The 20028-nt window shown below is 66.2% G+C and carries 18 protein-coding genes and 1 pseudogene; 10 read left to right on the forward strand and 9 right to left on the reverse strand.

Annotation, left to right across the window (positions count from 1 at the left end):
* Nucleotides 1-344: 344 nt before the first annotated feature.
* Entirely contained in the window at nucleotides 345-695 is a 351-nt protein-coding gene (locus JFY56_RS16370) for a hypothetical protein (RefSeq protein ID WP_208314905.1), read from the reverse strand.
* A gap of 177 nt (nucleotides 696-872) precedes the next feature.
* Nucleotides 873-1325 (reverse strand): DUF4345 family protein, encoded by a 453-nt coding sequence (locus JFY56_RS16375; RefSeq protein ID WP_208314907.1) that lies wholly within the window; start codon nucleotides 1323-1325, stop codon nucleotides 873-875.
* Between the two features lie 187 nt (nucleotides 1326-1512).
* On the opposite strand from JFY56_RS16375, the gene JFY56_RS16380 reads away from it, so the two are divergent.
* Nucleotides 1513-1947, forward strand: coding sequence for a DUF411 domain-containing protein (locus JFY56_RS16380; RefSeq protein ID WP_208314909.1), 435 nt, complete (start codon nucleotides 1513-1515; stop codon nucleotides 1945-1947).
* A gap of 147 nt (nucleotides 1948-2094) precedes the next feature.
* Here JFY56_RS16380 and alaC read toward each other — a convergent pair whose 3' ends face one another.
* Entirely contained in the window at nucleotides 2095-3297 is a 1203-nt protein-coding gene (alaC, locus tag JFY56_RS16385; protein WP_208314911.1) for an alanine transaminase, read from the reverse strand.
* Nucleotides 3298-3529: 232 nt separating this feature from the next.
* On the opposite strand from alaC, the gene ypfJ reads away from it, so the two are divergent.
* Nucleotides 3530-4435 (forward strand): KPN_02809 family neutral zinc metallopeptidase, encoded by a 906-nt coding sequence (gene ypfJ, locus JFY56_RS16390; RefSeq protein ID WP_208314913.1) that lies wholly within the window; start codon nucleotides 3530-3532, stop codon nucleotides 4433-4435.
* Between the two features lie 450 nt (nucleotides 4436-4885).
* Here the strand turns inward: ypfJ and JFY56_RS16395 are convergent, their stop codons facing one another.
* On the reverse strand, nucleotides 4886-6781 hold the full coding sequence (locus JFY56_RS16395; protein ID WP_208314915.1) for a propionyl-CoA synthetase: 1896 nt from the start codon (nucleotides 6779-6781) through the stop codon (nucleotides 4886-4888).
* A 91-nt stretch (nucleotides 6782-6872) separates the two neighbouring features.
* Here JFY56_RS16395 and JFY56_RS24435 point away from each other — a divergent pair.
* Nucleotides 6873-7122 (forward strand): annotated as a pseudogene (locus JFY56_RS24435) (hypothetical protein); the annotation flags it as partial.
* 38 nt (nucleotides 7123-7160) lie between these two features.
* Nucleotides 7161-7355, forward strand: a complete 195-nt coding sequence (locus JFY56_RS16400; protein WP_208314918.1) for a hypothetical protein — start codon at nucleotides 7161-7163, stop codon at nucleotides 7353-7355.
* A gap of 6 nt (nucleotides 7356-7361) precedes the next feature.
* Here JFY56_RS16400 and JFY56_RS16405 read toward each other — a convergent pair whose 3' ends face one another.
* Nucleotides 7362-8537, reverse strand: coding sequence for a Bcr/CflA family multidrug efflux MFS transporter (locus JFY56_RS16405; protein WP_208314920.1), 1176 nt, complete (start codon nucleotides 8535-8537; stop codon nucleotides 7362-7364).
* 279 nt (nucleotides 8538-8816) lie between these two features.
* On the opposite strand from JFY56_RS16405, the gene JFY56_RS16410 reads away from it, so the two are divergent.
* The 3 genes from JFY56_RS16410 to JFY56_RS16420 are packed head-to-tail and all read left to right on the forward strand — an operon-like array spanning nucleotide 8817 to nucleotide 10564.
* Nucleotides 8817-9161 (forward strand): hypothetical protein, encoded by a 345-nt coding sequence (locus JFY56_RS16410; protein ID WP_208314922.1) that lies wholly within the window; start codon nucleotides 8817-8819, stop codon nucleotides 9159-9161.
* A complete protein-coding gene (locus JFY56_RS16415) occupies nucleotides 9148-10137 on the forward strand; it encodes a glycosyltransferase family 2 protein (protein ID WP_208314924.1) in 990 nt (329 codons plus the stop codon). The genes JFY56_RS16410 and JFY56_RS16415 overlap by 14 nt, the downstream gene beginning before the upstream one ends.
* Entirely contained in the window at nucleotides 10127-10564 is a 438-nt protein-coding gene (locus JFY56_RS16420) for a GtrA family protein (protein ID WP_208314926.1), read from the forward strand. Before JFY56_RS16415 ends, JFY56_RS16420 begins: the two co-directional genes overlap by 11 nt.
* 22 nt (nucleotides 10565-10586) lie before the next feature.
* Here the strand turns inward: JFY56_RS16420 and JFY56_RS16425 are convergent, their stop codons facing one another.
* Together JFY56_RS16425 and JFY56_RS16430 are read right to left on the reverse strand one after the other, a co-directional pair.
* Nucleotides 10587-13733: an efflux RND transporter permease subunit gene (locus JFY56_RS16425; protein WP_328824892.1), complete on the reverse strand. Its 3147-nt coding sequence runs from the start codon at nucleotides 13731-13733 to the stop codon at nucleotides 10587-10589.
* A gap of 16 nt (nucleotides 13734-13749) precedes the next feature.
* Nucleotides 13750-14931, reverse strand: a complete 1182-nt coding sequence (locus tag JFY56_RS16430) for an efflux RND transporter periplasmic adaptor subunit (protein ID WP_208314928.1) — start codon at nucleotides 14929-14931, stop codon at nucleotides 13750-13752.
* Between the two features lie 148 nt (nucleotides 14932-15079).
* Here JFY56_RS16430 and JFY56_RS16435 point away from each other — a divergent pair, with 148 nt between their 5' ends.
* Nucleotides 15080-15706: a TetR family transcriptional regulator gene (locus JFY56_RS16435; protein WP_208314930.1), complete on the forward strand. Its 627-nt coding sequence runs from the start codon at nucleotides 15080-15082 to the stop codon at nucleotides 15704-15706.
* Between the two features lie 154 nt (nucleotides 15707-15860).
* Here JFY56_RS16435 and JFY56_RS16440 read toward each other — a convergent pair whose 3' ends face one another.
* Nucleotides 15861-16058 (reverse strand): heavy-metal-associated domain-containing protein, encoded by a 198-nt coding sequence (locus JFY56_RS16440; RefSeq protein WP_208314934.1) that lies wholly within the window; start codon nucleotides 16056-16058, stop codon nucleotides 15861-15863.
* A gap of 160 nt (nucleotides 16059-16218) precedes the next feature.
* On the opposite strand from JFY56_RS16440, the gene JFY56_RS16445 reads away from it, so the two are divergent.
* Both JFY56_RS16445 and cueR read left to right on the forward strand, forming a co-directional pair.
* Entirely contained in the window at nucleotides 16219-18603 is a 2385-nt protein-coding gene (locus JFY56_RS16445; protein ID WP_208314935.1) for a heavy metal translocating P-type ATPase, read from the forward strand.
* Between the two features lie 107 nt (nucleotides 18604-18710).
* Nucleotides 18711-19112, forward strand: coding sequence for a Cu(I)-responsive transcriptional regulator (gene cueR / locus JFY56_RS16450; RefSeq protein WP_208314937.1), 402 nt, complete (start codon nucleotides 18711-18713; stop codon nucleotides 19110-19112).
* A gap of 12 nt (nucleotides 19113-19124) precedes the next feature.
* On the opposite strand, the gene JFY56_RS16455 is transcribed toward cueR, so the two are convergent.
* Complete coding sequence (locus JFY56_RS16455; RefSeq protein ID WP_208314939.1) at nucleotides 19125-20024, reverse strand: PA4780 family RIO1-like protein kinase; 900 nt, start codon at nucleotides 20022-20024, stop codon at nucleotides 19125-19127.
* Nucleotides 20025-20028: the final 4 nt, after the last annotated feature.

Consider the following 20028-nt stretch of genomic DNA (forward strand, 5'->3'; position numbering starts at 1 on the left):
CGCGGCTTTTTCTTTTCATTTGGTGGTGGACGTAAAAGGCGACGTCCACCATGCTCGGGTTCGGTGCTCCCGCAGGAGCGCGCCATGCGCACAACATCGGCGCTGCCGGTCTTTCGCGGGCATGGCCCCAACCCCGCGTAGGTTGGTGCTGAACGCAGTGAAGCCCAACGATGGCGATGTTGGGCTTCGCGTTGCTCAGCACCAACCTACGGTGGGGCCCAGCCTCGTAGTTACCTAGGATGCAAGACAGTTGCTCCTACAGGGCTATCCCCTGCAGACGTCCCCGCGAGCACAAAAAAGCGAGGCCCCTTTCGGGGCCTCGCTTGTCTGGGTGAGAAAAAACCTCAGTTCGCCGCACGCAGGCGAATGCCGTCCTTCTCCACCGCCTGCCCTACCTGGAACTCCGCGTTCGGCGAACGCACGGTGCTCTCGCTGCCATCCGCCGCCTTGACCACATAGGCGTTCTGGCTCAGCCCCGTGGCCTCCTGCCCTGCCGATCCGGCCAACAGGCCGACACCCGCACCCACCAGCGCACCGAACGGCCCGCCCAGCCCGCCGCCGACCAGCAGGCCGACGCCCGCGCCAAAACCCGCGCCGACGGTGTTATCCGACTTTTCCGCAACCACCTGGTCGGCGCTCGCCGCCATGCTGGCCAGCAGCGCACCGCCCACAGCCAACAGCCTTGCACCTTTCATGGTTCTCTCCCTTGGCATTGAAATGACAACTCAGTCATTTCACTAACCATGCCAATGAGAGAAGCCTTAAATATCAGTTACTTAAGAAATATACCGGTCATTTTGACCACGTCGCCAAGGGTCATAAGAACCCTTTGCAGGTGATAAATACAACATTTCTTACAGAGACTTCGTGCATCACAAACCGTCGAAATCCGCCTCGCGCGGTTTCTCCGGCTCGGTCGGGACGGTCGTCTGTGGCCTGGCCTGGCGTTCCAGCCAGTACAGCGCGCCGATCGCCAGCAGCGAGATGACGCCCCGGTAGATCACCCCGAACAGCTGCGAGTCCGCTCCCATCCCGCCCTCGTTCCAGGCGATCAGCAGGCGCGACAGGCTGAGGGTGAGCTGGATCAGGATCACCAGGATCAGCGCCGGTCGCACCAGTTGGCTGCGGCGCAGGGCGAACAGCAGGAACAGCGCCAGGGCGAACTGGTGCCCGCCATAGAACACCCGCGCATCGCTGACCGACGACGGCTCCATCAGCAGCATGCCGCTGAGGTTGGCCATTTCGTAGGGGCGTATCCAGTAGAGCAGTCCCAGGCCGCCCCAGATCAGCGCCTGGGCCAGAAGGACGAGACGGGCGAAAAGCATCCGGATTCTCCTTGGGCCGGCGGCCCGGATTCCATGCGCGCTCGGCGCGGCGAACAATCAGGAACAGACCTGCACGATGCGCGACAAGTTCACCGGCGCGGCGTCACATGCCGAAACAGGCGGCCGATTGGGCCGCACAGCGCCCGGGCGTATCCTCGGCGGCATTTCCTTCATCAGGAGTCACGCCATGCGCACACTCGCCCTCCTTCCGCTGCTGTTCGCCGGTGCCGTCCAGGCCGCCGAACCGCTGACCATCGACGTCCATCGCGACGCCAACTGCGGCTGCTGCAAGGACTGGATCGGCCACCTCGAACAGAACGGCTTCAAGGTCAACGACCACGTCGAACCGGACATGAGCGCGGTCAAGACCCGCCTCGGCGTGCCGCACTCCATGGGTTCCTGTCATACCGGGGTGATCGACGGCAAGTTCGTCGAAGGCCACGTGCCGGCCGCCGACATCCTCAAGCTGCGCGAGCGCGCGGACCTGGTCGGCGCGGCGGTGCCAGGCATGCCGGCCGGCTCGCCGGGGATGGAGATGGGCAACCGGCACGATGCGTATCAGGTGGTGGGGTTGAGCAAGACCGGGGAAAAGGTGGTCTTGGCGAATTATCCGGCACACTGACATGTAGGTTGGCGCTGAACGCAGTGAAGCCCAACATCGCGTGACGTTGGGCTTCGCAAGCTCAGCGCCAACCTACCGGATCTGAAGCCCAACATCTGCCGCGTCTGGCACCGTTGGGCTTCACTGCGTTCAGCGCCAACCTACGGGCTACAGCAATCCATCGGCGCGGAACATCGCCTTGATTCCGCGCACTGCCTGGCGCAGGCGGTCGCGGTTTTCGATCAGGGCGAAGCGCACGTGGTCGTCGCCGTAGTCGCCGAAGCCGATGCCCGGCGACACCGAGACCTTGGCGTCCTGCAGCAGCTTCTTGGCGAATTCCAGCGACCCCATATGGGCATACGGCTCGGGAATCTTCGCCCAGATGTACATCGACGCCTTCGGGTTCTCGACCATCCAGCCCAGCTCATGCAGGCCCTTCACCAGCACGTCGCGACGCTTCTGGTACTGATCGGAAATGTCGCGCACGCACTGCTGGTCGCCTTCCAGCGCAGCGATGGCGGCCACCTGCAGCGGGGTGAAGGTGCCGTAGTCGTGGTAGCTCTTGATCCGCGCCAGGGCGCTGACCAGTTCCGGGTTGCCGACCATGAAGCCGATCCGCCAGCCAGCCATGTTGTAGCTCTTCGACAGGGTGAAGAACTCCACGGCAATGTCCTTGGCGCCCGGCACCTGCATGATCGACGGCGCCTTCCAGCCATCGAAGACGATGTCGGCATAGGCCAGGTCGTGCACCACCAGCACGTCGTACTGCTTGGCGAGTGCCACCACGCGCTCGAAGAAGTCCAGCTCGACGCACTGCGCGGTGGGGTTCGACGGGAAGCCGAGGATCATCATCTTCGGTTTCGGGATCGACTCGCGGATCGCCCGCTCCAGCTCGGCGAAGAAGTCGATGCCCGGCACCAGCGGCACCGAACGCACCTGCGCGCCGGCGATCACCGCGCCGTAGATGTGGATCGGGTAGCTCGGGTTCGGCACCAGGATGGTGTCGCCATGGTCGAGGGTGGCCAGCATCAGGTGCGCCAGGCCTTCCTTGGAACCGATGGTGACGATGGCTTCGCTTTCCGGGTCGATCTCCACGTCGTAGCGGTCGCGGTACCAGTGCGAGATGGCCCGGCGCAGACGCGGAATGCCGCGCGAAGTGGAGTAGCCGTGGGTATCCTCGCGCTGGGCGACGGTGCACAGCTTGTCGACGATATGCTGCGGAGTAGCGCCGTCGGGGTTGCCCATGCTCAGGTCGATGATGTCCTCGCCACGGCGGCGGGCGGCCATCTTCAGCTCGGCGGTGATGTTGAAAACGTAGGGGGGAAGACGATCGATGCGCGCAAAGCGGCGCGCGGAACGGCGTTCAGACATGGAGTCCTCTGATGAACGTAAGCGCCCGGAACCGTCCGAGCGACGCCGGCCACTGCTGTGGCCTGGATAGCGCTGACGCTATCCTGTGCCCGAACATATAGATCGCCCGCAGCCATGTCGAGTCCCCGGCGCGGCATTTTTTCGGCGCATCGCGCGCGGAGTGACGACTGGGCTGGCGGCCCGGCCCGCTGCGGACGACACTGAATTACCCTTTTCCAAAGGAGATGCCGCCATGCTGTGGCGCAAAGGAAGACAAAGCGACAACGTAGTGGACGCCCGTGGCCAGACCGGCGCCGGTGGCGGCCTCGGCGGACGCGGCATGCGCGTCGGCGGCCGTGGCCTGGGGCTCGGCGGCATCGCCATCGTGGTGATCGTCGGCCTGCTGATGGGCCAGGACCCGATGCAGATCCTCGGCTCCCTGACCGGCCAGATGGGCAGCACTGGCCAGGCGCCGACCACCACCCAGACCCAGGGACGCCCGGCCACCGGCAGCGACCCGGAGGTGGAGTTCGTCCGGGCGATCCTCGGCGACACCGAGGACACCTGGGGCGAAATCTTCGCCACCAGCAAGGTCCAGTACGAACAGCCGAAGCTGATCCTGTTCAACGGCGGGGTGAACTCGGCCTGCGGCTTCGCCTCCTCGGCGGTCGGCCCGTTCTATTGCCCCGGCGACCATCGGGTCTATCTCGACCTCGCCTTCTTCCGCGAGATGGAGCAGAAATTCTCCGCCGCCGGCGACTTCGCCCAGGCCTACGTGATCGCCCATGAAGTCGGCCACCACGTGCAGAACCTGCTGGGCATCAACAAGCGCGTCGAGACCGCCCGCCAGCGCGGCATGCGCATGGAAGGCGCCAACGGCCTGCTGGTGCGCCAGGAGCTGCAGGCGGACTGCTTCGCCGGCGTCTGGGCCAACCACGCCCAGCGGCGCCTGAACTGGCTGGAACCGGGCGACGTGGAGGAAGCGCTGAACGCCGCCAACTCCATCGGCGACGACACCCTGCAGCGCCAGTCGCGCGGCACGGTGATGCCGGACTCGTTCACCCACGGCAGCTCGGAACAGCGCGTGCGCTGGTTCCGCATGGGCTTCGAGAGCGGGCTGCCGGGCAAGTGCGATACGTTCAAGGCGCAGACGCTTTGATCGCGACTTCGTTTCTGTAGGAGCCAGGGAGACGCCTGGTTCTTGCTGGCGCTCGATGCGTGCCAACCGGGAAGTTGGTGCCGTCTGCAATCCCGGATCGCGGGCATGGCCCGCTCCTACGGTTCGCTCGTGCAGAACGTAGGGTGGAAAACGGCGAAACGGATGGCCGCCCCGCCTTTCCACCATCAGGCAAGCGCGGTGCGGCGGGACGGTGGACAAGCTTCGCGTTGTCCACCGTACAAAAAGCACGCTCGATCGCAAGACAGTTGCTCCTACGGGCTGCAATGCCCACCGTAGGTTGGCGCTGAGCAACGCGAAGCCCAACATCGCCATCGTTGGGCTTCACTGCGTTCAGCACCAACCTACGCGGGTTCTGTCCCAGACAGGTAGGGCGGGTGCAACCTGCCAATCCGGAGGGAGCAGCATGGCGGGTTTCACCCGCCCTACGGACTAGCTCGCCTTCGCCAGCCCCACCCTCTCCAGCCGCTCGGCGATCTCACCGAGAATCGCCGGGTCGTCGATGGTCGATGGCGGCGTGTATTGCTCGCCGTCGGCGATCTTGCGCAGTACCGCGCGGAGGATCTTGCCGGAGCGAGTCTTCGGCAGGCGCTTGACCACCAGCACGCGCTGGAAGCAGGCCAGCGCGCCGATGCGGTCGCGGACCAGGGCGACCAGCGCCTTCTGCAGTTCCTCCTCGCCAACCCGCGCGTCGTCCTTGAGCACCACCAGCCCCAGCGGCACATGGCCCTTCAGGCTGTCCTGCACGGCGATCACCGCGCATTCGGCCACGGCCTCGTGCAGCGCCAGCAGTTCCTCCATCTCGCCGGTGGAGAGGCGGTGGCCGGAGACGTTAATCACGTCGTCGGTGCGGCCCATGATGTAGACGAAGCCGTCCTCGTCGATGTAGCCGCCGTCGCCGGTGTGGTAGTAGCCGGGGAACGCGCGCAGGTAGGACTGCAGGTAGCGCGGGTGGTCGTTCCACAGGGTCTGCGCGCAGCCGGGCGGCAGCGGCAGGGCGATGACGATGGAGCCTTGCTGGTTCGGGCCGAGCGGGTGGCCTTCGTCGTCCAGCACCTGGACGTTGTAGCCGGGCACCGGGCGGTTGGTCGAGCCGGCGCGCATGGCGTGGCCGTCGAGGCCGGTGCAGGGCGCGGTGACCGGCCAGCCGGTCTCGGTCTGCCACCAGTGGTCGTAGACCGGTTTGCCGGTCAGTTCCTCCAGCCAGCGCTGGGTGCTGCTGTCGAGCTTCTCGCCGGCGAGGAACAGGCAGCGCAGCGAGCTCAGGTCATGCTGGCGGCACAGTTCGCCGTTCGGGTCTTCCTTGCGGATCGCGCGGAACGCGGTGGGTGCGCAGAACAGCGCGTTGATCCGGTGCTCCTCGATCATCCGCCAGTAGCTGCCGGCGTCCGGCGTGCGCACCGGCTTGCCCTCGTAGAACACCGTGGTGCAGCCGTTCATCAACGGGCCGTAGACGATCAGCGAGTGGCCGACCACCCAGCCGACGTCGGATACGCCCCACCAGATGTCGCCGGCCTGCATGCCGAAGATATTGCGCAGGGTGAAGTTCAGCGCCACTGCGTGGCCGCCGTTGTCGCGCACGATGCCCTTGGGCTTACCGGTGGTGCCGGAGGTGTACATGATGTACAGCGGATCGCCGCTGGCCAGCTCCACCGGCTCGACCGGCTGCGCACGGGCCACCGTCTCGCGCCAGTCGAGGTCGCGGCCGGCCTGCAGTTCGGCCATCGCCTGCGGACGCTGCAGCACCAGCACATGCTCCGGCTTGTGCTGCGCCAGTTCCAGCGCCTTGTCCACCAGCGGCTTGTATTCGATAACCCGCTCGAACTCCAGGCCGCAGGAAGCGGTGAGCACCAGTTTCGGCCTGGCATCGTCGATGCGCAGCGCCAGCTCGTAGGGCGCGAAGCCGCCGAACACCACCGAGTGCACCGCGCCGATCCGCGCGCAGGCGAGCATCGCCATCGCCGCCTGCGGAACCATCGGCATGTAGATGATCACCCCGTCGCCCTTCTCCACCCCCTGCGCGCGCAGGGCGCCGGCCAGGCGCGCCACTTCGTCGCGCAGCTGGGCGTAGGTGAAGTGCTGCTGGCTGCCGGTCACCGGTGAGTCGTAGATCAGGGCGGTCTGCTCGCCGCGGCCCAGTTCGATCTGCCGGTCGAGGGCGAGGTAGCAGGTGTTCAGCCGGCCATCGGCGAACCAGCGATGGCTGCCGTCCGGAAGGGCTTCGAGAGAGGTCTGCGGGGCGCGGTACCAGTCCACCGTTGCGGCCTGTTCGGCCCAGAAGCTGGCGGGGTCCGCGATGGAACGGTCGTAGCACTGCCGGTAATGCATTATCTGACCCTCGAAAATTGTTTTTATAGGGAGGTCGAACAACGATTATGGACGGGACAAGCCAGTCCGCCATCACCCTTTGGTATACCCTGGCCCGACGCCGATCCGGCACTTCCCGCACCTGAAGATCGAGCACGCCTGCCAGTTGCCGGGACAGCATCGCCCAGGCCGGCGAAGCGCCCGGCCATGACGACGGCGATTACTTTTCAAGACTTTTCAGCAAGGTCATGGGGATATCGCCCAGCGCCTGCCGGCGGCGTCTGGGACAGGGCAAGGGCGGCGCCCGAGCCGATTGTCGGCCCTCCCGCACGGAGCGGCCGCGTCCGTCGAGGCGGGACTAAACTTTGAGCTCCCGCCACCCTGCACAGGATGCCGAACCATGATCATCGCCGTCCGTCCAGTCGACAGTTCGAAGGGCGCCCAGTGGCAGGTCTGCCTCGACCAGCAGGCCATCACCTTCCGCAGCGAGCAGGAAGCCCGCCACTTCGTCGCCACCCTCGAAGCGCGCCTGCAGGCACCCCACGAGTTGCCGCACCACGAGCTGCCGCGCTACGAACCGGAGCTGCGGCCATGAGGCGGCTCACACCGTGCGTTCGGCAATCTGCCCGGTGAACCAGCCGAACAGCGTCGCGGTCACGCCGCACAGGGCGATCACCATCGCCATGGGCAGCGCCGTGCCGTCGTGCAGCACGCCCACCATTGCCGATGCACCCGCCGCCACGCTGAACTGCAGGCTGCCCATCAACGCCGAGGCGCTGCCGGCATGCCGGCCCTGCTTCGCCAGCGCACAGGCCGCCGAGTTGGGCATGAGGAAACCGAGGCTGGCGATGCAGCCGAACAGCGGCAGCAGCAGCGGCCACAATTCCGCCGGCCGGCTCAGGCTGACGGCCAGCAGCGCCACCGCGCAGGCCAGGTAGAGCCACACCGCGCGCCGCAGCCAGAAGCCCGGCCCGCGGTAGCGCAGCAGCCGGCTGTTGACCTGCCCCATGAGGACGAAGCCCGCCGCGTTGCTGCCGAACACCCAGCCGTAATGTTCCGGCGGCACGCCGTAGAGCTGGATCAGCACGAAGGGCGAGCCGGCGATGTAGGCGAACATCCCGGCGATGGCCACCCCGCCGGTCAGCGCGTAGCAGAGGAAGGAGCGGTCGCGGAACAGCCGCAGGTACTGCCCCAGCGCTCCGCGCAGCGGCGGACGCGGGCCGGCCGGAATGGTCTCCGGCAGCCACAGGGCGATGGCCAGCCCGGCCACCGCGCTGAACAGGGTCAGGCAGTAGAAGATCGACTGCCAGCCGGAAATCTCCAGCAGCACCCCGCCGGCCAGCGGCGCAAGAATCGGCGCCAGCCCCATCACCAGCATCAGCTGCGAGAAGGCCCGGGCGGCGGCGACCGGATCGCACAGGTCGCGCACCACCGCCCGCGACACCACCATCCCGGCGCAACCGCCAAGCGCCTGGACGAAGCGCGCGGCGACCAGCCAGTGCAGGCTCGGCGCGAACGCGCAGGCCAGCGACGCCACGGTGAAGATGCTCACCCCCACCAGCAGCGGCACACGCCGGCCGAAACGGTCGGCGAGCGGCCCATAGAGCAGTTGGCCGATGGCCAGGCCGGCGAAGTACACCGAGAGGCTGAGCTGCACCTGCTCGACATCGGTGCCGAAGACATTGGCCAGGGTCGGGAAACTGGGCAGATAGAAGTCGACGGCCATCGGGCCGAAGGCGCTGAGCGCACCGAGGATCAGCAGGATGCGGAGAGTCATTGATCACCTGGATTGCCGGCCGGACGTGCAGTCGGCAATGTCTGCGAAGCATTGGTAGCTGGCTAACGAAAGTGGCAAAGCATAGCAATTCGCCGGCGCCGGGATGCGCGAAAAAGCTGATCGGTTGGATCGAAAAACAGGTAATCCAGTGCACAGCCGGGCTGGATCTCTCGCGCCTGCCGGACAACTAGCGGAAAGGCCCCCGAACAATAGAGGAAATTTCCCAGGCAATGAGCAAGGAAAATCCCCCCGATTGCCCCGACAGACCAACCTCCTGCCATGCCTGCCGCGACCACGCCCCCGTTCCGACATCCAGCCTTCCTCCCGGTCCTCGGGTGCGTTCTCCTCGCCCTGCTGGCAAGCAAGGGCAATGTACTGCTACCCGGATATTCCGCCGACGACTGGCGTTATCCGGCGGCGCTGAAGTCCAGCATGTCCGACCACGGCCACTCGGCCTTCCTCACCCCCTGGGCCATACAGGGGCTGTTCCGCGAAGCGACCGGACACGAACTGGAATGGGTCTATCCCGGGGACGCCGGGCCGGCGCTCTGCCGGGACGCGCCGCCATGGCCCGCAAAAGGTTCGCTCCGGCGCCAGGACGAGGTGATCTATGTCTGCCTCTAGACGCCGGCCGCCGTTCATCTCGCTTGTCGTGCCCTGCTACAACGAAAGCGCCGTGCTGCCGCTGTTCCACGAAACCCTGACGCAAAAGATGGGTGAACTGGACTGCGTCGGCTACGAGATCGTCTTCGTCAACGACGGCAGCCGCGACACGACGCTGGACTACCTGCGCACGCTGGCCACCCTTGATCCGCGCGTGGTGGTGATCGACCTGGCGCGCAATTTCGGCAAGGAAGCGGCACTGACCGCCGGGCTGGACGAGGCGCGCGGCGATGTGGTGATCCCCATGGACGCCGATCTGCAGGACCCGCCCGGGCTGCTGGCGACCTTCCTGCAGAACTGGCGCGACGGCTATGACGTGGTGCTGGCGCGGCGTTGCGACAGGAGCTCCGACAGCTGGCTGAAGCGCACCACGGCTCGCGCCTTCTACAACCTGCACAATCGGCTGGCGGACATTCCGCTGCCACAGGATGTCGGGGACTTCCGGCTGATGGACCGCCATGTGGTCGACGCGCTGAAAGACCTGCCCGAACGCCGGCGCTTCATGAAAGGCCTGTTCGCCTGGGTCGGCCACCGCACCACCATCGTCGACTACACGCGGGACGCGCGGGCCGCCGGCTCCAGCAAGTTCTCCGGCTGGAAGCTGTGGAACCTGGCGCTGGAGGGCATCACCAGCTTTAGCACGCTGCCGCTGCGCGTGTGGACCTATCTCGGCGCGCTGATAGCCCTGCTTTCCATGTCCTATGCCGGCTTCATCGTTGCGCGAACCCTGCTGTTCGGCGTCGACCTGCCCGGGTACGCGTCGTTGCTCACTTCGATCCTGCTGCTGTCCGGCATCCAGCTGATCGGCATCGGCGTGGTGGGCGAGTATGTCGGGCGCATCTATATGGAATCGAAGCAGCGCCCCATCTACCTGGTAGGCGCCCGCTACGGCAGAGGTTCGCTACAGAGTCCGGAAAGTCGTCCGCATGAGGTCTGAACAGCCGTCGCCGGCACGCCGCTTCCTGCTCTTCGCCATCGGCGGCGGGCTAGGTTTCGTGGTCGACAGCCTGGTTCTGCACGGACTTCTGCATCTGGGAGCGAACCTCTACACAGGCCGGCTGCTGTCGTTCCTGTGCGCGGTACTGGCGACCTGGCTGTTCAACCGCAACCGGACCTTCCGGGAGCGCCGGTCGAACCACGGGCTGCTGGGCGAAGCACTGCGCTACCTGCTGGCGATGAGCGCCGGCGGCGCGCTCAATCTGTCCTGCTACGCCCTGTTGGTGCATTACTGGGAGTTGGCCCGCAACTGGCCTGTGCTGGCGGTAGCGGTCGGCTGCCTGGCGGGCATGCTGGTGAATTTCGCCAGTTCCAGCCTGTGGGTGTTCCGAGGCATCGCGGCAGGCGAACCGGGCCGGGATCGTTGAACCCCGGCCCGGCCGCTGCGGATCAATGCTGCGCCGGCTCCACCTCCTCCGTCTTGGCCTTGCGCTTGCCAAGCCTGTCGGAGGCCGACTCCACCAGCATGTAGAACATCGGGATGAGGAAGGTCGCCAGCACGGTCGCCGCGAGCATCCCGCCGATCACCCCGGTGCCGATCGAATGGCGGCTCGCCGAACCGGCGCCGGCGCTGATCGCCAGCGGCACGCAACCGAGGATGAAGGCCAGCGAGGTCATCACGATCGGCCGGAAGCGCAGCTTGGCCGCCTCCAGCGCCGCCTCGAACGGTCCGATACCCTTCTCTTCGCGGATCATCACGGCGAACTCGATGATCAGGATGGCGTTCTTCGCCGCCAGGCCGATCAGGGTCACCAGGCCGACCTGGAAGTACACGTCGTTGTCCAGCCCGCGCAGCCAGATCGCCAGGATCGCGCCGAACACCGCGAAGGGCACCGCGGTGACCACCGCGAGCGGCAGCGTCCAGCGCTCGTACTGGGCGGCGAGGATGAGGAACACCAGGATCAGGCCGAAGACGAACGCCGTACTGCCTGAGCCCTGGGTCTGCAGTTCCTGGTAGGCGGAACCGATCCAGGCCAGCGCGTAGTCCTCGCCGAGCGTTTCGTTGGCCACTTCCTGCATCGCCGCCAGCGCCTGGCCGGAGCTGTAGCCGGGCGCCGGGCCGCCGATCAGCTTGGCCGCCGGGAACACGTTGAAGCGGGAATACAGGGCCGGGCCAAGAATGCGCTGCACGGTGACCAGCGAGGACAGCGGCACCAGCTCGCCGCTGGCCGAACGGACGAAGACCTGGCTCAGGTCTTCCGGCTTGCGGCGGAAGTCCGGTTCGGATTCCAGGGTCACCTGCCAGGTGCGCCCGTACAGCGAGAAGTCGTTGACGTAGTAGCTGCCGAAGGTCGACTGCATCGCCGTGAACACATCGTTGATCGAAACGCCGATGGAGCGCGCCTTGGTGCGGTCGAGGTTGATGTAGTACTGCGGCACGTTGGCGTTGAAGGTACTGTTCACCCCGGCCAGTTCGGGGCGCTTGGCCGCCGCGGCGAGGAACTTCTGGACGGTCTCGCCCAGTTGCTGGATGGTGCCGCCGCTACGGTCCTGGATATACGACTCGAAGCCGCCGGTGGTACTCATGCCGGTGATCGGCGGCGGGTTGAACGACATCACCACGCCATCCTGCTGCACCGCGCCCATGGCCATGAAGGTATGGGTCAGGTTGCGCGCGTCCAGCTCGGGCGTGGTGCGCTCCTTCCAGTCCTTCAATGGCACGAAGGCAACGCCGGCGTTGCTGATCACGCTGTTGGTGAGGATGTCGAGTCCGGCGAACGTCACGACGTCGCGAACCGCCGGGTGCTCCATCAACTTCTTGTCCAGCTCCGAGGTCAGGTCGGTGGTACGGGTGACCGACGCGGCAGGCGGCAGGAAATAGGCATTGATCACATAGCCCTGGTCTTCGTCCGGAACCAGCGAGCTCGGCACCCGGCCGAACAGGACCACCATGATGCCGATCATGCCGGCGAACAATGCCAGGCCGATCCCCACGCGCTTGAGGAAGAACTGCACGCCCGCGCCATAGCCGGCGGTGGCCTTGTCGAACATGCGGTTGAACCAGCGGAACGGCGCCAGAGGCTCCTTGTGCCCGGGCTTGAGGATCAGCGCGCACAGCGCCGGCGACAGCGTCAACGCGACGATCCCGGAGATCACCACCGATACCGCAATGGTGATCGCGAACTGCTTGTACATCTGCCCGGCCAGACCACCGAGGAAGCCGACCGGGATGAACACCGCACAGAGCACCAGCACGATGGCGATGATCGGGCCGGTCACCTCCTCCATCGCCTTGATCGCCGCCTCCCGTGGCGACAGCTTCTCGGTGCTCATCACCCGTTCGACGTTTTCCAGCACCACGATGGCGTCGTCCACCACGATGCCGATCGCCAGCACCATGCCGAACAGCGTCAGCAGGTTGATCGAGAAGCCGAGCAGGTACATGCCGGCGAACGTGCCGACCAGCGAGACAGGAATGGCCAGGATCGGAATCAGCGTGGCGCGCAGGTTCTGCAGGAAGATGAAGACCACCAGCATCACCAGCACCAGCGCCTCGAAGAAGGTGTGCACCACCTCCTCGATGGAGACCTCCACGAACACCGTGGTGTCGTAGGGAATCTTGTAGGTGATGCCCGACGGGAATTTCTTCGCCAGCCGTTCCATGGTGTCGCGCACCGCCTGGGCGGTATCCAGCGCGTTGGCGCCGGGCTGCAGGTAGATGCCGAACGCGGCGTTCTGCTGGCCGTTCAGCGTGGTGACCATCGAGTAGTCCTGGGCGCCCAGCTCGATGCGTGCCACGTCCTTCAGCAACAGGCTGGCGCCGGTGGCGTCGCTGCGCAGGATGACGCTCTCGAACTCCTTGGGATCGCTGAAGCGGCCCTGGGTGGTCACCGTATAGGTGAAGTCCTGCGGCTGCTTCAGCGGTTGCTGGCCGAAGCTGCCGGCGGCGAACTGCGAGTTCTGCTCGCGGATCGCGTTGACCACGTCGGTCGGCGTCAGGTTGTACTGCGCCAGCTTGTCCGGACGCAGCCAGATGCGCATGGCGTAGTCCTTGGCGCCGAACTGGCTGGCATCGCCCACACCGGGGATACGCTTCAGTTCGTCGATGATATTCACCAGCGCATAGTTGCTGATGAACACCGGATCGCGGGAGTTGTCCGGCGAGTAGAGGGTGACCATCTGCAGGATGTCGGAGGACTTCTTCTCCACCTTCACGCCCTGCCGGCGCACTTCCTCCGGCAGCTTGGCCAGCGCCGCCTGTACCCGGTTGTTGACGTTGATGGTGGCCTGGTCCGGATCGGTGCCCACCTGGAAATACACGGTGAGGTTCATGGCACCGCTGGTGTCGGAGTTGGACAGCTGGTAGATCATGCCCTCGACGCCGTTGATCTCCTGTTCCAGCGGCGCCGCCACGGTCTCGGCGATCACCTGCGAGCTGGCGCCCGGGTACATGGCGGTCACGGCCACCTGCGGCGGAAGGATTTCCGGATACTGCGCCACCGGCAGGGCACGCAGCGCCGCCAGCCCGCCAAGCAGGATGACGATGGAAATCACCATGGCGAAGATGGGGCGGTCGATGAAGAAGCGCGAAATCACGATAGGCGCTCCTTGATCACGGATTGGCCGAAGTGGCAGGTGCGACGGTTTCGGCCGGCGTCTCGACGATCTTCACCGGCTGGTCCGGACGGACCTTCGGCAAGCCATCGACGATCACCCGGTCACCCGCGTCGATGCCGGAGTCGATCACCCAGCGTCCGCCTACCATCAACGGTGCGGCCACCTGACGCACGCGGGCGAAGCCATCCTTGTCCACCACATAGACGAACGTGCCGCGCGGCCCCTGGGCCAGGGCGCGTTCCGGGATGGTGATGCCGTCCTTGCGGGTCAGGCCCTTGACCGTCACCCGCACGAACTGCCCGGGAATCAGTTGCCGGTCGGGATTGGGCACCACCGCCCGCGCGTTCACGGTGCCGGTGCCGGAGTTGACGAAACTGTCGGTGAAGTCCACCACGCCATTGATGGAGTATTGGGTTCCGTCACCGAAACGGATCTCGGTACTCAGCTTGCCATCCGGGGGCAACTGCAACCTGCCACTCTTCACCCCCTCGTTCAGTTGCGTCACGTCCGTATCGGGCACGGCGAAGTTGACATACACCGGATCGAGCTGGGTCAGCTTGGTCAGCAGGCTGGAGTTCGGGTCGCTGGCCGCCACCAGGCTGCCTTCCGAGCGGGTTTCCTTGCTGGCGACACCGGAAATCGGCGCGATCACCGTGGTGTAGTTGAGGTCGATCTGCTTGGAGTCGACGTTGGCCTTGGCCGCCTGGACATCCGCCTTGGCCTGCTCGAACGCGGAGATGTAGCGGTCCAGTTCGCTTTCGCTGGCGAAGCCCTTCTTCTGCAGTTCGCGGATACGCTTGAGGTCGCGGTCGGTCTGCCGGTAGCGCGCCTGCGTCTGCGCCAGCGAACCCTTGGCCTGGGCCAGCGCCGCCTGGTACGGACGCGGGTCGATGAGGAACAGCTGCTGGCCCTGCTTGACCGGCCGCCCTTCCTCATAGAAGCGCTTCTGCAGGATGCCGCTGACCTGTGCACGCACTTCCACCTCGCGGAAACCCGCCGTGCGCGCCGAGTATTCGAGTGACAGCGGAATGGAAGCCTTCTGCACCGTTTCCACGGTCACCGAGGGTGCGGGACGCGCCGCCCCGGCTGGCTCCTCCGCAGCCTGCACAGTGGAAACGAACACCGCAGATAAGCCGAAAATTGCAAGCGCAACCGGCAAGCGACGGAAGAACGGCATGTAACCTCTCCATGGAAAATTCAGACGGCAGGGAAAGTGAGCAACGCTGGGCTTCTAGTGGCCCACGACAGTAAAGCACTGTTCATGCATCAAAATCAGTACACTCGCCCGTCAAGTACAGAGCCTAGTCCGTATAACAACGAGTGCCATGCGACGAACAAAAGAAGATTCCGAAAAAACCCGTCAGCGGATTCTGGATTCGGCGGAACATCTGTTCCTGGAGAGAGGCGTGTCGAATACCAGCCTCGAACAGATCGCCAAGGCCGCGGGGGTGACGCGCGGCGCGGTGTACTGGCACTTCCAGAACAAGGCTCACCTGTTCAACGACCTGCTCAACCAGGTCCGCCTGCCGCCGGAACAACTGACGCTGCGTCTTTCCGGATGCGGCGGGCACGATCCGGTGCAGTCACTGTTCGACCTGTGCGTGGAAGTGGTGGAAAACCTCGCCCGCGATGAGCAGCGCCGGCGGGTGTTCACCATCCTCCTGCAGCGCTGCGAATTCACCGATGAGCTGCGCGACGCCGAGCAGCGCCACTCATCCTTCATTCGCCAGTTCATCGACCTCTGCGAGCAACTGTTCGCCCGCGAACCCTGCCGCGAACGCCTGATGCCGGGCGTCACCCCGCGCCTCGCCTCGCGGGCGGTGCACGGCATGATCCTCGGCCTGTTCAGCGACTGGCTGCGCGACCCGGATCTGTTCGACCCATTGCAGGAAACCGCACAGCTCTTCGATCCCCTGTTCCGCGGCCTGATCCGCGATTGGGGCGCTGCGTAAATTGAACGGCTGCGGATGTGGCGGGTTGCACCCGCCCTACCCTGTTCTTCGTAGGATGGAGCACCCCATAGCGACGTAGGTTGGCGCTGAGCGCAGCGAAGCCCAACATCCGCCAAGCTGTCGCACCGTTGGGCTTCGCAAGCTCAGCGCCAACCTACAAAAGCTCCGCCTCGTAGCCTTCCTCGCGGATCGCCTCCAGCACCGACTGATCCTCCAGCCGGCTGGCCACCCGCACCTCGCCGCTGCCCAGGTCCACCTGCACGTCCGCCGCCGCGTCGCGGGCCTGTACGGCCTGGGTGATGGCGCGCACGCAGTGGCCGCAGCTCATGCCTTTTACCTTGAATGCTTGCATCTCGGTCGCTCCTGTTGGCTTATCGATGGCGGGAGTGTCGACCTTGCCATCGTGGCAAGGTCAAGCCCTGATGATCCAGGACAAGCGAGCGCGTCGGAGGGCTTGACCTTACCCTTATGTCAAGGTTGATCCTGTTGGCGAATCAAGGAGGAAATCGTCCATGAGCAGCGCCAACCCAATCGAACTGAACCTGCCGGTCGCCGGCATGACCTGCGCCAGTTGCGCCGGCCGCGTCGAGCGTGCCCTGCGCAAGGTGCCCGGCGTGGTCGACGCCAGCGTCAACCTGGCCAGCGAGCAGGCCCGCGTGCAGGTCGCCGGCCCGGACAGCCTGCCTGCGCTGGTCGCCGCCGTGGAACAGGCCGGCTATCAGGTGCCCAGCCATAGCCTGGAACTGGCTATCGACGGCATGACCTGCGCCAGTTGCGTCGGCCGCGTCGAGCGCGCCCTGCGCAAGGTGCCGGGGGTGCGCGAGGTGAGCGTCAACCTCGCCAGCGAGCGGGCGCATCTCGATCTGCTCGGCCAGGTCGAGCCGGCCGAACTGGTCGCTGCCGTGGAAAAGGCCGGCTACCAGGCCCGCCCGATCGATCTCGAACATCCCGTCGCCGATCCCGCCGAAGCCCGACTGGCCCGTGAGCGCTGGCTGCTGGTGCTGGCCATCGCCCTCGCCCTGCCGCTGGTGCTGCCGATGTTCGCCGAATGGTTCGGCATGCACTGGATGCTGCCGGCCTGGGTGCAATTCCTTCTCGCCACGCCGGTGCAGTTCGTCCTCGGCGCGCGCTTCTATGTTTCCGCGTGGAAGGCGGTGAAATCCGGCAGCGGCAACATGGACCTGCTGGTCGCCCTCGGCACCAGCGCCGGCTACGGCCTGAGCCTCTACCTCTGGCTGACCGCCGCGCCCGGCGCCATGCCACACCTGTACTTCGAAGCCAGCGCGGTGATCATCGCGCTGATCCTGCTCGGCAAATACCTGGAAAGCCGCGCCAAACGGCAGACCGCCGCCGCCATCCGCGCCCTCGAAGCGCTGCGTCCGGAACGCGCCACCCGTCTGCGCGACGGCCGCGAAGAGGATGTCGCCATCGCCGAACTGCGCCTGGGCGACGAGGTGCTGGTGCGCCCCGGCGAGCGTTTCCCGGTGGACGGCGAAGTCCTCGACGGACAGAGCCATGCCGACGAGGCGCTGATCACCGGCGAGAGCCTGCCGGTACCCAAGGCGCCGGGCGACAAGGTCACCGGCGGCGCGATCAACGGCGAAGGCGTACTGCGCATCCGCACCACCGCGCTGGGCGGCGAAACCGTGCTGGCACGGATCATCCGCCTGGTGGAAGACGCCCAGGCGGCCAAGGCGCCGATCCAGAAGCTGGTGGACCGGGTCAGCAACGTGTTCGTGCCGGTGGTGGTCGGCATCGCCCTGATCACCCTGGTCGGCTGGCTGCTGGCCGGCGCCGGGCTGGAGCAGGCGCTGATCAACGCCGTCGCCGTGCTGGTGATCGCCTGCCCGTGCGCCCTCGGCCTGGCCACGCCGACCGCGATCATGGCCGGCACCGGCGTCGCCGCGCGGTACGGCATCCTGATCAAGGACGCCGAGGCGCTGGAAGTCGCCCATGCGGTCGGCGCAGTGGCCTTCGACAAGACCGGCACCCTCACCTCCGGCGAGCCGCGCATCACCAACATGACCAGCATGGATGGCGACAACTCCGCCGCCCTGGCCCTGGCGGGCGCCCTGCAGCGCGGCAGCGAGCACCCGCTGGCCAGGGCGGTGCTGGATGCCTGCGCCGAACGCCAGCTTGACCCAGCCGCCGCAAGCGAAAGCCAGGCCCTGGCCGGACGCGGCATCCAGGGACGGATCGACGGCCGCCTGCTGGCCCTCGGCAACCGCCGCCTGCTCGACGAGCAGGGTCTGCAGCCGGGCCGAATGGAATCCACCGCAACAGACTGGGAAAACCAGGGCCGCACCCTGTCCTGGCTGATCGAGATCGGGCCGCAGCCGCGCATACTCGCCCTCTTCGCCTTCGGCGACACCCTCAAGCCGGGCGCGGCCGAGGCCGTGGAGGAACTGCGCCGGCGCGGCATCGCCAGCCACCTGATCACCGGCGACAACCGCGGCAGCGCGCGGGTGGTGGCCGAAGCCCTGGGGCTGGACGATGTGCACGCCGAAGTGCTGCCCGGCGACAAGGCCACGGTGGTCGGTGCGCTGAAACAGCACGGCGTGGTGGCGATGGTCGGCGACGGTATCAACGACGCCCCGGCGCTGGCCGCCGCCGACGTCGGCATCGCCATGGGTGGCGGCACCGACGTGGCCATGCACGCCGCCGGCATCACCCTGATGCGCGGCGACCCGCGCCTGGTGCCGGCGGCGCTGGATATCTCGCGACGCACCTACGCGAAGATCCGCCAGAACCTGTTCTGGGCCTTCATCTATAACCTGGTCGGCATTCCGCTGGCCGCCTTCGGCCTGCTCAACCCGATGGTCGCCGGCGCCGCGATGGCGGCGTCGAGCGTCAGCGTGGTGAGCAATGCGCTATTGCTCAAGCGCTGGCACCCGTAGGTTGGCGCTGAGCGCAGCGAAGCCCAACATCGGCCCGGCATTGCACCGTTGGGCTTCGCGGGCTCAGCCCAACCTACGTGGCAGCAATCCCACCCTGAGGAAATGCAATGAACATCGGCGAAGCAGCGAAGAACAGCGGGCTTTCCGCGAAGATGATCCGCTACTACGAATCCATCGGTCTGCTCGCACCCGCCGGCCGCAGCGCCAGCGGCTACCGCCACTACAGCGAGCAGGACCTGCATCGCCTGGCGTTCATCCGCCGCGCGCGGGACTTCGGTTTCTCGCTGGAGGAAGTCGGCCGCCTGCTCGCCCTCTGGCAGGACCGCCAGCGCGCCAGCGCCGACGTGAAAGCGCTGGCCGGCCAGCATATCGACGAACTCAACCGGCGCATCGCCGAACTCACCAGCCTGCGCGACACCCTGCAGGAACTGTTCGACCACTGCCACGGCGACCACCGCCCGGATTGCCCGATTCTGAAGGATCTGGAGTCGGGCAAGTGCTGCAGTTGATCCGAACCTGCGTTACGCCTGCATCCACGGCGGCGTAGGCGGCTCGGCGGTCTGTTGCTGCGGGTTTTCCGCCTCGGCGCGGCCGGCCTCGCGGCGTTCCTGCTCGCGCAGGGCCTCGGCGATCTCGCGTAGTACGGAGTCCACGTCCGCCTCGTCCTCCGGATCGTCGAAGTGGCCGGTCAGCGGGGTATCCGGCTGCAGCTTGCCGTCTTCGTACAGCGCCCACATTTCCTTGGCATAGCGGGTGTACTTGAGCTCCGGGGCGAAGCGGCCGAAATAGGCGGCCATGTTGCCGACATCGCGCTCCAGCATGCGGAAGGCGTGGTTGTTGCCGGCCGCGTCCACCGCTTGCGGCAGGTCGATGATCACCGGGCCGTCCGGGCCGAGCAGCACGTTGAATTCGGACAGGTCGCCGTGCACCAGGCCAGTGCAGAGCATCAGGACGATCTGGCGGATCAGGAAGGCGTGGTACTCGCGCGCCTGCTCCGGCTCCAGCACCACGTCGTTGAGGCGCGGCGCGGCGTCGCCGTATTCGTCCGCCACCAGCTCCATGAGCAGCACGCCATCGAGGAAGTCATACGGCTTGGGTACCCGCACGCCAGCATTGGCGAGGCGGAACAGCGCGGCCACTTCGGCGTTCTGCCAGGCCTCTTCCTGCTCCCGGCGGCCGTATTTCGAGCCCTTGGCCATGGCCCGCGCCTGGCGGCTGTTGCGCACCTTGCGGCCTTCCTGGTACTCGGCGGCCTGGCGGAAGCTGCGCTTGTTGGCTTCCTTGTAGACCTTGGCGCAGCGCAGTGTGTCGCCACAACGCACTACATAAACGGCTGCTTCCTTGCCACTCATCAGGGGCCGCAACACTTCGTCGACCATTCCGTCTTCGATCAGCGGCTCAATACGTTTGGGTGCCTTCATCGGG

It is taken from the genome of Pseudomonas schmalbachii (genome assembly GCF_017589465.1).
Classification (GTDB): domain Bacteria; phylum Pseudomonadota; class Gammaproteobacteria; order Pseudomonadales; family Pseudomonadaceae; genus Pseudomonas; species Pseudomonas schmalbachii.